At 69.0% G+C, this 13342-nt stretch carries 13 protein-coding genes and 1 tRNA gene; 7 read left to right on the top strand and 7 right to left on the bottom strand.

Translation table 11 applies throughout. The features are described 5' to 3' along the window. Positions 1 to 36 precede the first annotated feature (36 nt). Complete coding sequence (locus tag ITJ67_RS04535) at positions 37 to 828, bottom strand: transglutaminase-like domain-containing protein (protein WP_181062671.1); 792 nt, start codon at positions 826 to 828, stop codon at positions 37 to 39. 130 nt (positions 829 to 958) lie between these two features. Between ITJ67_RS04535 and ITJ67_RS04530 the strand changes: the two genes are divergently transcribed. From ITJ67_RS04530 to ITJ67_RS04515, 4 genes are all read left to right on the top strand, one after another. Next, positions 959 to 1031: transfer RNA gene (locus ITJ67_RS04530), tRNA-Arg, on the top strand. Between the two features lie 7 nt (positions 1032 to 1038). Then, positions 1039 to 1518, top strand: a complete 480-nt coding sequence (locus tag ITJ67_RS20415; protein ID WP_416362304.1) for an FmdB family zinc ribbon protein — start codon at positions 1039 to 1041, stop codon at positions 1516 to 1518. Positions 1519 to 1595: 77 nt separating this feature from the next. Then, positions 1596 to 2849: a formamidase gene (fmdA, locus tag ITJ67_RS04520; protein WP_194676909.1), complete on the top strand. Its 1254-nt coding sequence runs from the start codon at positions 1596 to 1598 to the stop codon at positions 2847 to 2849. Between the two features lie 152 nt (positions 2850 to 3001). Continuing rightward, entirely contained in the window at positions 3002 to 4441 is a 1440-nt protein-coding gene (locus ITJ67_RS04515; protein ID WP_160074184.1) for an SDR family NAD(P)-dependent oxidoreductase, read from the top strand. Positions 4442 to 4462: 21 nt separating this feature from the next. On the opposite strand, the gene ITJ67_RS04510 is transcribed toward ITJ67_RS04515, so the two are convergent. Both ITJ67_RS04510 and ITJ67_RS04505 read right to left on the bottom strand, forming a co-directional pair. Then, positions 4463 to 5293 carry a siderophore-interacting protein gene (locus ITJ67_RS04510; protein WP_194676908.1) on the bottom strand — a complete coding sequence of 277 codons (831 nt, stop codon included), beginning with the start codon at positions 5291 to 5293 and terminating at the stop codon, positions 4463 to 4465. A 68-nt stretch (positions 5294 to 5361) separates the two neighbouring features. Beyond that, positions 5362 to 5664 carry a DivIVA domain-containing protein gene (locus ITJ67_RS04505; RefSeq protein ID WP_194676907.1) on the bottom strand — a complete coding sequence of 101 codons (303 nt, stop codon included), beginning with the start codon at positions 5662 to 5664 and terminating at the stop codon, positions 5362 to 5364. A gap of 222 nt (positions 5665 to 5886) precedes the next feature. On the opposite strand from ITJ67_RS04505, the gene ITJ67_RS04500 reads away from it, so the two are divergent. The 3 genes from ITJ67_RS04500 (at position 5887) to ITJ67_RS04490 (ending at position 9421) form a co-directional block, all read left to right on the top strand. Beyond that, positions 5887 to 8055: a TPM domain-containing protein gene (locus ITJ67_RS04500; protein WP_194676906.1), complete on the top strand. Its 2169-nt coding sequence runs from the start codon at positions 5887 to 5889 to the stop codon at positions 8053 to 8055. 107 nt (positions 8056 to 8162) lie between these two features. Next, on the top strand, positions 8163 to 8918 hold the full coding sequence (locus ITJ67_RS04495; RefSeq protein WP_104241515.1) for a PspA/IM30 family protein: 756 nt from the start codon (positions 8163 to 8165) through the stop codon (positions 8916 to 8918). A gap of 107 nt (positions 8919 to 9025) precedes the next feature. After that, positions 9026 to 9421 carry a Fe-S oxidoreductase gene (locus tag ITJ67_RS04490; protein WP_194676905.1) on the top strand — a complete coding sequence of 132 codons (396 nt, stop codon included), beginning with the start codon at positions 9026 to 9028 and terminating at the stop codon, positions 9419 to 9421. A gap of 6 nt (positions 9422 to 9427) precedes the next feature. On the opposite strand, the gene ITJ67_RS04485 is transcribed toward ITJ67_RS04490, so the two are convergent. The 4 genes from ITJ67_RS04485 to ITJ67_RS04470 are packed head-to-tail and all read right to left on the bottom strand — an operon-like array spanning position 9428 to position 13214. Further along, on the bottom strand, positions 9428 to 10897 hold the full coding sequence (locus ITJ67_RS04485) for an amidase (RefSeq protein WP_194676904.1): 1470 nt from the start codon (positions 10895 to 10897) through the stop codon (positions 9428 to 9430). Positions 10898 to 10945: 48 nt separating this feature from the next. Further along, a complete protein-coding gene (locus tag ITJ67_RS04480) occupies positions 10946 to 11668 on the bottom strand; it encodes a uracil-DNA glycosylase (RefSeq protein ID WP_194676903.1) in 723 nt (240 codons plus the stop codon). Continuing rightward, positions 11665 to 12396 (bottom strand): Type 1 glutamine amidotransferase-like domain-containing protein, encoded by a 732-nt coding sequence (locus ITJ67_RS04475; RefSeq protein WP_160072223.1) that lies wholly within the window; start codon positions 12394 to 12396, stop codon positions 11665 to 11667. Before ITJ67_RS04475 ends, ITJ67_RS04480 begins: the two co-directional genes overlap by 4 nt. After that, a complete protein-coding gene (locus ITJ67_RS04470; RefSeq protein WP_194676902.1) occupies positions 12393 to 13214 on the bottom strand; it encodes an SDR family oxidoreductase in 822 nt (273 codons plus the stop codon). Before ITJ67_RS04470 ends, ITJ67_RS04475 begins: the two co-directional genes overlap by 4 nt. Between the last annotated feature and the right edge of the window lie 128 nt (positions 13215 to 13342).

Below are 13342 nucleotides of genomic sequence, written 5' to 3'. Positions count from 1 at the left end.
CTCGAGGGCCGTCGGCGGCGCGTGCTCGCGCCGCCGTCAGCCCAGCTGCACCCGCTCGGTCCAGTCCTCGAGGATGAGCTCGCTCGAGGTCGCGTCGACGTGCAGCTTGGACAGCCGGAGGTTCGCGATCGTGTTGCTCAGGAATGCCGTGTCTGCGGCGTCCCGACCGCTCGCGATGCGCTGCATGAGACGGCGCGGGGCCAGGTGCGTCGAGTCGACGACGTACCAGGCTCCGTCGACGAGGACCTCGACGACGGCGTGGAAGTCCATGGGCACGAGCCCCGGCGCGTACACGGACACGAGGCGTGCCGGGAGGTCGTTGGCGCGCAGGAACGCGATCGTCAGGTGAGCGAAGTCACGGCAGACGCCCTGCCGCTTCAGGAAGGTGTCGCGCGCGCCGTCGGTCGGGGCGCTCGAGCCAGGCACGTAGCTGATGTTCCGCGAGACCCAGTCGACGACCGCGTCGACGAGCTCGAAGCCCTGCTTGCCGCGGAACATCGAACGCGCGGTCGGTCCGAGCAGGTCCGACTCCGCGTAGCGGGACGGGCGGCGGAACTGGATGAGGTCCAGCTCCTCCGGCTCGTTCGGCTGCGCGCGGTCGAGCACCGTCGCGGAGTAGCGCATCTCGATGTGCTTCGCGGAGGTCGTCACGCGGTGCAGCCGGCACTCGGAGCGGTCGATGGATTCGATGACGTCGAGGGGTTCGCCGTCGCCCGTGATCGTGAACGACTCGCTCTCGAGGTTCGCCAGCGTGTGGGCAGCGATCGAGAACACGAGGTCGGCTTCCCCGTCGAGTTCGAGGTCAATGGCAGATTCGATCTTTCGCATCACCAGCGGATTGTGTCACGCTCCCGTGGCCTTCCCCCACAGCTGCGCGCGGCGTCGCGGAGTGGCGTTCGGGCACCCTCGCGCCCTGTTAGTATTGGCTCCGCGTTGCTGAATGCTCAGTTCCGCATCCGCCTCCGTAGCTCAGTGGATAGAGCACCGGTTTCCGGTACCGAAGGTCGCAGGTTCGACTCCTGTCGGGGGCACATCTCGATGTCTGGTGACATCGCAAGGGCCCGGCGCTGCTCAGCAGCGTCGGGCCCTTCCGCATCCCCAGCGTGCAGACGCTCATGCCCACACGCCGGGATCGACCGGCCGACGCGCAGGACACGTGTGCGAGAGGACATTGACACCCTCGTCGCCCCACCGCTACGGTCGGCAGTACCTCGACGAGGGGAGGCAAGGATGCCCACCTACACGTATCGGTGCGAGAACGCGCACCGCTTCGACGAGGTGCACACCATGCACTCGGTACCGGAGAGATCCGTGTGCCCAGAGTGCGGGCAAGACGCGAGGCGCCGCCCGGCTGCCCCGCATCTCTCCGCCGCAGGCTCTTCCGCCTACGACCTCATCGATGCCGCCTCGAGATCCGCGCATGAGCCGGACGTCGTGACCTCGCTCCCCGGAGCTCCTCGGAGACCCGGCGGCGGCATCACTCGCAACCCACTCCACGCGAAGCTGCCGCGACACTGACGTCGCGGGGCTCGCACCGACCGAGGCTGCCGTCACGCAAGAGATGGCGAATCGGTTACCGACGAAAGGACCGAGCCATGCCCGACGTGCTGTTTCCACTCGACTCGACGAAGAAGTTCGAGGACCAGGAGAAGATCGGCCACAACCGGTGGCATCCGGAGATTCCGCCAGTTGCGACGGTGAAGCCCGGCGACGAGTTCCGCGTCGACTGCCGGGAGTGGTTCGACGGGGCGATCGTCAACGACGACTCCGCGGAGGACATCCTGAACGCGCCGCTGCTGACGGTGCACAAGCTGAGCGGGCCGTTCCGGATCGAGGGCGCGAAACCTGGCGACCTCCTCATCGTCGACATCCTCGACGTCGGCCCCATTCCCCAGGAGAAGGGGCCGCTCGCAGGGCAGGGATGGGGCTACACGGGAATCTTCGCGAAGGAGAACGGCGGAGGGTTCCTCACCGATCAGTTCCCGGACGCCTACAAGGCGATCTGGGACTTCAGCGGCCAGACGGCGACGTCCCGTCACGTGCCCGGGGTGTCCTTCACCGGCCTCATCCACCCGGGGCTCATGGGGACGGCTCCATCGGCGGAGCTGCTCGCGAAGTGGAACGCGCGTGAGGGAAAGCTCATCGCGACCGATCCCGGCAGGGTGCCGCCGCTCGCGCTGCCGCCGGAGCCCCAGTTCGCGGTGCTCGGCTCGCTCCCGGATTCCGAGTTCGATCGTGTCGCCGGCGAGGCCGCCAGGACGGCTCCCCCGCGCGAGAACGGCGGCAACCAGGACATCAAGAACCTCTCGAAGGGCACCCGCATCTTCTACCCCGTCTTCGTGGACGGGGCGAACCTGTCGATGGGCGACCTGCACTTCTCCCAGGGCGATGGGGAGATCACCTTCTGCGGCGCCATCGAGATGGGCGGCTTCATGGATGTGCGCGTCGACCTGATCAAGGGAGGCATGGAGACGTACGGGGTCTCGGAGAATGCCATCTTCATGCCGGGCAATGTGGAGCCCAACTACAGCGAGTGGATCGCGTTCTCCGGCACATCGGTCACGCTCGATGGCGAGCAGCGCTACCTCGACTCCCATCTGTCCTACCAGCGGGCGTGCCTGCACGCGATCGACTACCTCACGAAGTTCGGCTACGCACCGGAGCAGGCCTACCTGCTCCTCGGCTCGGCCCCCATCGAAGGTCGCCTCTCCGGCGTCGTCGACATCCCGAACTCGTGTTCCACCGTCTATCTCCCCACGGCGATCTTCGACTTCGACGTGCGGCCGTCGGTCAACGGCCCGCACCAGATCGACCCTGGCATGGGGGCGCCGAGAGCAGTCGCCTCCTAGTCGCGGCGAGAGGGCCGCGGGGCTGGCGGGTGGGCGCGTGTGGCGCGCCTGCCCGCTGGCCTCTACAATCTCGTGTGCCTTCCGAGACCCCAGACGAGACGCCCACGGCGACGCCAGACGAGACCAACGGACCGGAGTTCGCGCCAGAGCGCATCGCCGAGGCCGACCTCGCGACGACTCTGCGCGTGCTCGAGCAGCTCTCCGCCTACGACCGCGAGGACCCGGACTTCATCACGGTCCGTCGGGCGACGGCGCAGTTCTTCAAGGATGTGAAGCGTGTCGGGCGAGCCGCGAAGCGCCAGCGCATCGCCGACGCCGATAAGGCCGTCGTCGCCGCGACTGCCACGGGAGCACCCGACCGCATCGACGACGAGACTCGCGGCATCCCGATCTCGACCTCGACGACCGCTCCGACGGCCGGCGAGCTGCTCAAGCCACGCGCCTGCTACATCTGCAAGCAGCCGTACACGGTGGTCGACGCGTTCTACCATCAGCTCTGCCCCGACTGCGCAGCCTTCAGCCACTCGAAGCGGGATGCGCGCGCCGATCTGACCGGCAAGCGGGCCCTTCTCACGGGCGGCCGAGCGAAGATCGGGATGTACATCGCGCTGCGGCTGCTCCGCGACGGCGCGCACACGACGATCACGACGCGCTTCCCGCGCGACGCCGTCCGCCGATTCTCGGCCCTGCCTGACTCGCCGGAGTGGATCGACCGGCTCAAGATCGTCGGCATCGACCTCCGTGATCCCGCACAGGTCATGGGCCTCGCGGACTCCGTCACGGCCGCTGGCCCGCTGGACATCCTCATCAACAATGCCGCCCAGACGGTGCGCCGCTCCCCCGGCTCCTACGCGCCACTCGTCGAGGCAGAGCTCGCGCCGCTGCCGGACGGACCGCTTCCCGAGCTCGTGACCTTCGGGCACACGAACGACGCGCATCCGCTCGCCCTGGCGGAGTCGGTCGCCGCGCACCCGATCCTGTCCTCAGCGGCGGGACGCACCGCCGAGGAGCTGACCGCAGACGCCATGGCCGCCGGCTCCTCGTCGCTCGAGCGGCTCGCGGCTGGCACCGCCATCGACGCGGGCGGCCTGCTCCCGGACGAGCTGCACATCAACTCGTGGACCCAGCACGTCGACGAGGTCGAGCCTCTCGAGATGCTCGAAGTGCAGCTCGCGAACATGACCGCGCCGTTCCTGCTCGTGAGCAGGCTCCGTGGCGCGCTCAAGGCGTCATCGGCACGCCGCACCTACATCGTGAACGTCTCCGCGATGGAGGGGGTCTTCGGACGCGGCTACAAGGGCCCTGGCCACCCTCACACGAACATGGCGAAGGCGGCCCTGAACATGCTCACTCGCACCAGCGCTCGGGAGATGTTCGAGAGCGACCGCATCCTCATGACCGCCGTCGATACCGGCTGGATCACGGATGAGCGGCCCCACTTCACGAAGATCCGCCTCGCCGAGGAGGGCTTCCACGCCCCACTCGACCTCGTCGACGGTGCAGCCCGCGTCTACGACCCGATCGTCCGCGGCGAATCTGGCGAGGATCTCTTCGGGGTCTTCCTCAAGGACTACAAGCCCGGCTCCTGGTAGCGGGAGGGCGAGCTCGCGGGATCAGAAGATCTGGCCGACGGGCTCGCGCTTCTCGCTCTGGAAGGCGTCTTCCGTGCGTCCGGCGGCCCAGTAGCCGGAGAGGGAGAGCTGCGAGCGCTCGACGCCACGGGCGGAGAAGATCTTCCTGAGTCGCTTCATCTGCTCGCGCTCGCCGTGTGCGAAGACCTGCACGAGTCCATCGGGGAATGCGAGGTCCTCGACGGCTGCCGCGATCAGCTGCTGGTCGTACCCGCCATGCTCGCCTCGGTGGAGCCACTGAACGGTGACGCCCGTCGGGGCCGAGAGTTCGATGTGGTCCTCATCCCCTGCTACTTCGACGAGGACCGCGCCCTTCGCGTCCTCGGCAAGCGCTTCGAGGGTGCGCGCGATCGCCGGGAGTGCGGACTCGTCACCGCAGATGAGATGCCAGTCGCTCTCGGGGAGCGGCGAGTAAGCACCGTGCGGTGTCGTGGCCACGATGACGTCGCCTGGCTTCGCGTCGCGAGCCCACGGGCCGGCGACACCGGCGTCGCCATGGACGACGAAGTCGACGGAGACCGTGCCGCTCGCGCGGTCGATCCCACGAACCGTGTAGGTGCGCCGGACGGGGACCTGCTCGTTGGGAAGCGTCGCGCGGAGCTCTTGGAGATCGAACGGGAGCTCGAGCTCGCCGACGCCTCCCCCGAAGTGCAGCTTCAGATAGGTGTCGGCGTGCTCGAGGTCGAAGTCGTCGAGGTCTGCCCCGAGGAAGTGGACCCGGACCAGTGAGCGACTGAGTCGCTCGGTGCGCTCCACGCTCAGGCGGACGGTGGGTCCCCGCTTGCGGGACTTCTGGGCAACGACGTCTGTCACGGTGATGGGCTCCTCGTTCGGGGTGAGTTAGGCCAGCCTAACAAGCCCTCCTGAGGCGCGCCTGTCGCTCAGCGCTGCGCGCGTCCATCGGCGCCGGACTCGGTCTCGTAGCTTCCGAGCGCGTCTGCGAGCTCCTCGAGGAAGACATCCACTTCCTGAGCGGAGTAGCCACGCTCGTAGACGCGGGACGTGAACTTGACGGCCTGGACCTCATGGGACCTGACGATCTCCGCCTGCTCCCGCAGACCCCTCTCGTGCGCCTCGAGGGCGGCGGCGGCCTGGTCGAGGAACTGGTCGACCTCTCGGACGTCGTAGCATCCGTCGAACTTCAGAGCGTTGAAACGCTTGGTGCGTACATCTTCACTTCGCACGTTGAACCTCCGGTGTCTCATGTGAAAACCGGACAAGGAGTGCTTGTCCGGTGCACGACAATTCTACGGAACTCCATGTGGAATCACACATCGACGCCGGATCGTCACGAAGCGCTCACCTGCGAAGGGCACTGTTCGCCGCCTGTTCACTCGTGGCGTCACCACGCGCACAACAATCACGTTCTTCACGGCTACACCCCGCTAGCGTTACGGAGAAGGCCGATGACCGGCCAGAAAGGGGTCTCCGTGCGTCGTGCGCTCGCTCTGCTCGGCATCGCTGCCGCAGCACTCCTCGGAACGAGTGCGCCAGCATCCGCCGAGGTCTCTCCGATCACTTCCTCCGGCTCCTCCACCGCCATAGCCCCGGCCGAGAGCCCGGGCTCGCCGCAGGGCCACATCTTCGACCCGGGTGGGCTCGTCACCGGCGACACCTCCGACATCGAACAGGCGATCTCGACGCTCGAGGCCGAGACCGACTACACGATGTATTTCGCGATCGTCGATCGCTTCTCTAACCCGAGCTCGGGGTTCGACTGGGCCAGCGAGTTCGCTTCGGTCAACGACCTCGGCTCCGAGGCCGTCATCCTGTACGTCGGTGTCGACCAGCTCGATTTCGGCCTCAACACCGACAGCGCGTTCCCCCTGGGCGACGGTGCGCTGCGCGACATCGAGACGCAGTCGATCGCCCCGAACCTCGACTCCGGGCAGTACGGTCAGGCCGCCATCTCGGCGGCGGACTCGCTCCGCCAGGAACTCACCGGTGCCGGCGCAACCACCGGAGGCGCGGGTGGCGGCGAGCTCGTGACGGGCGCCGCAGTCGGTACGATCTTCCTCTTCGTGGGCGGGTTCATCGTCGTGGTCGCCCTCATCATCCTCTTCGTCGTGCTCAGCGCTCGGCGCAGGAAGAAGAAGGGCCAGCAGGCGACGGAGGCCGAGCAGAAGGCGCAACTCGAGCAGCTCGCGCAGCGCGCTGCCGGCGAGCTCGTCAGGGTCGACAACCTGGTGAACTCCGCCGACCAGGAGGTCAGCTTCGCCGAGGCGCAGTTCGGACCCGAGCCGGTCGCCGAGTACCGAGCAGCGGTGGCGGACGCCCGCGAACAGCTGCGTCGCGCGTTCGGCGTTCAAGGCCAGTACCTCGACACCGAACCCGAGCCGCTGCCAGCCCAGATGCAGATGAACGAGGCCATCCTCGGTTTCGTGAACCTGGCCGAGCAGCGCGTCGCCGAGCAGGCCGCGCGCTTCGAGAAGCTCCGGGACATGGAGCGCAACGCGCCAGAGCTGCTCAGGCAGGTCCGCGGCGAACTCGATCGACTCGAGGGACAGATGCAGGGTGCCGAGTCCCAGCTGACGGCGCTCCGCGCCCGCTATAGCCCGCAGGCGCTCTCCACGGTCGACGACTCGACCAGCCACGCCCGCGAGCTCCTTGCGCTCGCGCGCACCGAGACGCAGAACGCCGATGGCGGTCTGCGCGAAGGACGGACGGGGCCAGCAGCCGTCGACATCGGCGACGCGCAGCTCGCGCTCTCGCAGGTGACCTCGGTTCTGCGCTCCATTGGCGCCGCCGCCAGCGACCTCGAGAACGCGGAGCAGCTCATCCGCCAGGAGATCGGCGAGCTGGAGGCCGGTCTCGCGCGCAGCACGCAGCTCGTCCAGCAGGCGTCACTGCAGCCCGACGTGGCTGCCGCGGCCGCCGCAGCGCAGGCCACCGCCCAAGAGGCGATCGCCAGGGCCCGCTCCGGGAGCGCCTCGGCCGCCGATCCGCTCAGGACTCTCGGGGGTCTCAGGGAGGCGGACGAGGCCCTGGACGCTGCGATCGCGTCGCTCCTCCAGGAGCACGAGCGCCTGGCGGGACTCCGCAGGCAGCTCGATGTCGCCCTCGCTCAGGCCCGCTCGGCTGTCACGGGCGGACTCCAGTTCATCGACGCGCGTCGAGGTGCCGTGGAGAGCGAGCCGCGCGCCCGGATCCAGCAGGCGGAGACCGAACTCCGCACAGCGGAGCAGCTCGCGGCCACCCAGCCTGAGGAGGCGATGCAGCGAGCCAAGAGCGCGATCAGCCTCGCCGAGCGGGCCACAGAGCAGGCCAGAAGCCAAGTGCAGATGCAGCGCAGCGGCTACGAGCAGAGCTGGGGCGTGTCCTCGGGTTCGAACTCCAACAGCAGCTTCAACTCGGGACTCCTCGGCGGGATCCTCGGCGGACTCATCAGCAACAGCGGCTCCTCCGGCCGAAGCTCCTGGGGCGGCGGCAGCTCGTGGGGCGGCAGCTCGGGTCGCCGATCGGGCGGCAGCTCGGGTCGCCGATCGGGCGGCGGCTCGTCGGGCTTCCGCTCCTCGGGCGGTTTCCGCTCCTCGGGAGGAGGCTTCCGCTCATCGGGCGGCGGCAGAAGGCGCTGACACGCACCCAGCACGCAGACAGCGCTCCACAGTTACTCCGACACATCACGGCACTCCGACACATCACGGCCATTCATCACGGATCACCAGCGAAAAGGAAGCACTCGATGTCCAACAAGCAGTCCATCTTCGGACGAATCAGCCAGCTCGTCCGCGCCAACATCAACTCGCTCATCGACAACGCGGAAGACCCGCAGCTCATGATCGACCAGCTCATCCGCGACTTCAGCTCGAACATCAAGGAGGCGGAGGCGGCGATCGCGCAGACCATCGGCCAGCTCCGCATGCTCGAAGACGACTACCGGGAAGACGTCCAGGCCGCGTCCGAGTGGGGCAACAAGGCCCTCGCCGCCAGCCGCAAGGCCGACGAGCTGCGCGCAGCGAACGACGAGGTCGACGCGCAGAAGTTCGACAACCTCGCGAAGGTCGCCCTGTCGCGCCAGATCGAGTCCGAGACGGAAGCTCGCACGGCCGAGCCGCAGATCCGCACCCAGACGCAGGTCGTCGAGCAGCTCAAGGGCGGCCTCGACGGCATGCGCGAGAAGCTCCGCCAGCTCGGCGCGAAGCGCGACCAGCTCGCCGCCCGCGCCAAGACGGCCGAGGCGCAGCAGAAGGTCAACGAAGCCCTCGGCAGCATCAACGTGATGGACCCGACCAGCGACCTGGGTCGCTTCGAGGAGAAGGTCCGCCGGCAGGAGGCGCTCGTGCGCGGCCAGCAGGAGCTGCAGACCTCGAGCCTCGACTCGCAGTTCAACCAGCTCGAGGACCTCGGCAAGCTGACCGAGGTCGAGGCCCGGCTCGCGGCTCTCAAGCAGGGCCAGCGCGCGCCTGCTGCCATCGACGCGCCGGAGCAGAGCTTCTAGGCCTCCCAGCGCAAGTGTTCGCCGCTGGGACCCGTCTCACACGGTCGGGTCTCAGCGGCGTCCTCCTTTCCAGCCGCCAACGCACCAGCGAACGAAGGTCCTCACCCATGAACCCCTTGAAGAGCGTGTTCCTCGATTCGCCGCTGTCCCGGCTCGGCTACCACGCGGCGACGGCCGTCGGGCTCGCAGTGGGCGTGCCGCTCTCCACGGGCCGAGTCGAGAACCATGACGGACTCATCGTCTGCAGTGGCCTGCCCAAGTGGGCGTTCCGCCGGGGCGGGACGTGCGTCGGCCGGGTCTACCTCACTCGCGACACCGTTGGCGAACGGGTGTTCCGCCACGAGCGCGTGCACGTCGAGCAGTGGAAGCGCTACGGTTTCCTGTTCCCGCCGCTCTACTGGCTCGCCGGATTCGATCCGCTCAAGAACCGCTTCGAGATCGAGGCGGGACTCGAGGACGGCAACTACCTGCCGGCCCGTCGCCGCCCCGCATCGAACAGCTGAGCACCCTCAGGAGCGCGCCGCACGATCCCAGGCGGGCGGGTACCGGCTCGGCCAGTCGAACTCGCGCTCGAGCTGCAGCGACAGCCGAAGGAGCGTCGCCTCGTCGCCCGGCCGACCGATGGCCTGCACCCCCGCCGGCAGGTCATTCGCGAACCCGACCGGCATGGTGATGGCGGGCAGCCCGGTCACGTTCACGTAGGACGTGTACGGCGTGTACTGGCACTGCTGCTCGAAGTTCCGCTCCCCGTCGCTCGCGTCGAACCAGCCGAGCGGCCGAGGCGTCATCGCGAGCGTCGGTGTCAGGACGACGTCCACGTCCGAGTACTGGCGGATGATCGCGCGCTCGAACGCGGCGAGCGACGCGAGCGAGGCAGCCAGCTCCGCGGCGCCCTTCGTCCGTCCGACGCCGACGAGCCACCGCGTGAGGGGCTCAAGGGCCTCCAGTTCGGGCCCCTCCATGGGGATCGTCGAGGCGCCGGCCTGCCACACCGTCCGGAACGCGTCGAAGTACTCGGGCGCGTCCGTCGGCGTGACCGGCACGAGCTCGTGTCCGAGTCGCGAAAGCTGCTCCTTGGCGGCTTCGAAGACCGCGGCGACCTCATCGTCGAGCGCGATCTTGTACTCCGTGGACCACGGCGACCAGCAGTTGAAGCCGATCCGCAGCTTCCGAAGGGGCACGTCAAGAGCGTCGAGGTAGGAACGCTCCCCTGCCGGTGCCGTGAGTGCGCTCCGGTCGGCCTGGCTGCCGTCCCTGCGCCGGGCGATCATCCCGTCGAGCAGGAGCGCAGCATCCGCCGTGCTCCTCGCGATGGGGCCCGAGACGGGGAGCCCCGCGAGGGAGCCGACGCCCGACCCATCCGGCACTCGGCCCCGGCTCGGCTTGAGACCGACCAGACCGCAGGCGGAAGCCGGGATGCGGATAGACCCGCCACCGTCCGAGCCCGGCGCGAACGGAAGCAGGCCGGCTGCGACAGCCGCCGCCGCACCTCCCGAGGAGCCGCCGGCCCCGAGCCCAGCACCCCACGGGGTGACTGCGGGCGGGGCCACCGCGTTCTCGGTGTAGGCGGGGAGACCGAACTCGGGCGTGTTCGTCTTCCCCAGGCTGATGCCGCCGGCCGCGTCCATGGTCTCGACCAGCGGCGAGCTCTCCTCCGGCACATACCCGGCGAAGGCGCGCGAGCCGAAGGAGGTCGGCACGTCGGCGCGCGGTTCGAGGTCCTTGTCCGCGAAGGGCATCCCCCAGAGCGGAGCCTCGTGCAGGTCTCCGCGGCGAGATGTGGACGAGGGTTGCCGCTCGAGCGCTCGAGCTCGATCCAACGCGCGGTCTGCGGTGACGGTGATGAAGGCTCCGGATGCACCTCCATCCGCGTCCAGACGTGCCAGGTAGGCGCTCGTGAGCGCCACCGGCGAGAGCTCGCCGCTCGCGAGCAGCTGTCTCTGCCTGACTGCGCCGAGGGTGTGCAGCTCTTGACTCATGATGTGCCTCTCTGAAGCTCGTGTCGGGTGCCGCTCGGTCTGGCCCAGCTAGAACAGGGCTGGCTGCGTGGCGCCCTGGGGCGTCTCGACAACCCGCCAGTCGACCGGATCCGCACCCTGCTGGCGCAGCAGCTCGTTGGTCCGCGAGAACGGACGGGAGCCGAAGAAGCCGCGTGAGGCGGACAGCGGGCTGGGGTGTGCGCTCTGGAGCGTTGGGGTCTCGCCGAGCAGCGGAGCGAGGGCCTGCGCGTCCTTGCCCCAGAGAATCGCAACGAGCGGACGCCTGCGGGCCACGAGGGCCTCGATTGCCAGATCCGTGACCGACTGCCAGCCGAACGCGCGGTGCGAGCCCGCCGCGCCGGCACCGACCGTCAGGACACGGTTCAGGAGGAGGACTCCCTGCTCGCTCCACCGCGAGAGATCGCCGGTGGTGGCCGCTTCGATGCCCAGGTCGTCGTGCAGCTCCCGGTAGATGTTCGCGAGGCTCCGAGGGAGCGGCCGGACGTGGCCCTCGGTGGCGAAGGACAGTCCGATGGGATGGCCAGGGGTCGGATACGGGTCCTGGCCCACGATCAGGACCCGGACGTCGTGAAGTGGGGCCTCGAATGCCCTGAGGATGTGCTCAGGAGCCGGCAAGAAGTCGCGGCCGGCATCCTCCTCCAGCTTCAGCCGCTCCGCGATCTCCTCCAGGCGGCCGGCGGCTGGCTCGAGCGCCCGAGCCCACCCCGGGTCGAGCCGATGCAGATCGCTGAGCCCGCGCAGGTCCGTCATTCCGAGGCTCGGCTGGAGGAGACCGTGACGCCGCCCTCCCCCGCGGTCAGCTGCCAGACGCTCCCTGACCCGAGGATCTCCAGCGCGCCCTCTCCGACCTTGAGGACGGTGTCCTCGTCAACGGCGAGGATGCGCTCCGCGAGTCCCGCTTCGATACTCGCCGCGCACAGCGCGACGAGCCCCCACTGGGCGGCGTGCGCCTCGATGGTCAGATCGACCAGCCCGAGGCCGGCCTCGAACGTCACCTCGTCGAGTCCCTCGCCGGATTCCTCCGGGGCGACGGGCACCCCGCCGATGCGCCACCCGCCGATGATGGCCTCGTCCGCCGCGATGGCGGCACCGGCCGAGTAGCCGAGGTAGGAGACGCCCTCTGCCACCAGGCGGCGAATGTCGGTCGCGAGCGGCGCCAGTGCGGCGAGGTACGCGGGGGTGTGGCCCCCGCAGACGAGGATGCCGTGGGCCGTCGAGAAGCTGGAAAGATCGATCTCGTCGAGCGGTTCACCGCTCGCGGTGCTTCGGGCGAGCACGGGAGTCGCCAGGACGCCAGGGTCGACCGATCGGAGTCGGTCCGCGAACCAGTCCGCGACGGGCTCCGGGTTCTCCCCGACCGCGATGACCGCGATGACGGGCGTGGCTCCGTCGGCGCGGCTTCGAGCCTCGCCCGCGAGCTGGGCGAGCGCGAGCTCAACCCCTGGCCCGTCTCCGCCGCCTACCAGGAAGATGCTCACTCGCCGGCCTCCTTCGTGGCGCCCTTCATGACGAGGGGGCCGCGGTGCAGCTGGAACTGCTCCCGCTGCGCCACCGGACGCACGACGAGCTCGTCGACGTTGACGTGACCGGGAAGCTGGAGCGCGAGCTGGATCGTCGCCGCGATGTCCTCCGCGGTGAGCGGATGATCGACGCCCTCGTAGAGCTTGTCAGCCGAGGCTTCGTCGCCCCGCATCCGCTTGAGCGTGAACTCCTCCGTGTGCACCATCCCAGGCGCGATGTCGATGACCCGGATTGGCTCACCGCCGAGTTCCAGGCGCAGCACCCCGATCATCGCCGCCTCCGCGGCCTTCGTCGCGACGTAGCCGCCACCGCCCTGGTAGATGACGCGTCCGGCAGTCGACGTGACCGTGACGATGTCTGCGTGTGGGAATTCGTCCGTGCTGCTCGCGGCGGATGCGCGCAGCAGGGGCAGGAAGGCCGTGATGACGCGCTTCGTGCCGAGGACGTTGAGCTCGAACATCAGCTGCCAGTCGGCGATGCTGCTCTCCTCGACGCTCTCGGTGCCGAACGCGCCCCCGGCGACGTTGACCAGGGCCTCGACCTCTCCGAGTCGGCTCGCGGTGTCTCGGAGCTCGGCCACGAAGGCGTCGTCGGTGATGTCCCCCGCCAGCACCTCCGCGCCGGTCTCGGCGGCGAGCTCCTCGAGCCGGTCGGCACGGCGGGCAGTCGCGAGCACCACTCTGCCCTCTGCGCGCAGCGACCTGACCGTCGACCGGCCGATTCCGCTGCTCGCTCCCGTCACTACGACAACACGCGTTCTCTGTTCTTCAGGCATACCTCCATCGTGGCATGCGGCCGCTCGCCGCGCCTGGCACGCGTGACGATTTGTGTCCAGCTCCGTTGCCCGCGCCTGCGCCCACTGCCACACTCGGTGCCACCCGACTGTCCAGTCGGGTCGCGGCC

Source organism: Pseudoclavibacter sp. VKM Ac-2867 (assembly GCF_015351275.1).
GTDB lineage: Bacteria > Actinomycetota > Actinomycetes > Actinomycetales > Microbacteriaceae > Pseudoclavibacter.
This window is presented reverse-complemented; position numbering and strand designations above follow the sequence as displayed.

Bases quoted from the DNA above. Each gene is read 5' to 3' on its own strand.
- ITJ67_RS04535 (WP_181062671.1), bottom strand. From the start codon at position 828: ATGCGAAAGATCGAATCTGCCATTGACCTCGAACTCGACGGGGAAGCC.
- ITJ67_RS20415 (WP_416362304.1), top strand. From the start codon at position 1,039: ATGTCTGGTGACATCGCAAGGGCCCGGCGCTGCTCAGCAGCGTCGGGC.
- fmdA (WP_194676909.1), top strand. From the start codon at position 1,596: ATGCCCGACGTGCTGTTTCCACTCGACTCGACGAAGAAGTTCGAGGAC.
- ITJ67_RS04500 (WP_194676906.1), top strand. From the start codon at position 5,887: ATGACCGGCCAGAAAGGGGTCTCCGTGCGTCGTGCGCTCGCTCTGCTC.
- ITJ67_RS04495 (WP_104241515.1), top strand. From the start codon at position 8,163: ATGTCCAACAAGCAGTCCATCTTCGGACGAATCAGCCAGCTCGTCCGC.
- ITJ67_RS04490 (WP_194676905.1), top strand. From the start codon at position 9,026: ATGAACCCCTTGAAGAGCGTGTTCCTCGATTCGCCGCTGTCCCGGCTC.
- ITJ67_RS04485 (WP_194676904.1), bottom strand. From the start codon at position 10,897: ATGAGTCAAGAGCTGCACACCCTCGGCGCAGTCAGGCAGAGACAGCTG.
- ITJ67_RS04480 (WP_194676903.1), bottom strand. From the start codon at position 11,668: ATGACGGACCTGCGCGGGCTCAGCGATCTGCATCGGCTCGACCCGGGG.
- ITJ67_RS04470 (WP_194676902.1), bottom strand. From the start codon at position 13,214: ATGCCTGAAGAACAGAGAACGCGTGTTGTCGTAGTGACGGGAGCGAGC.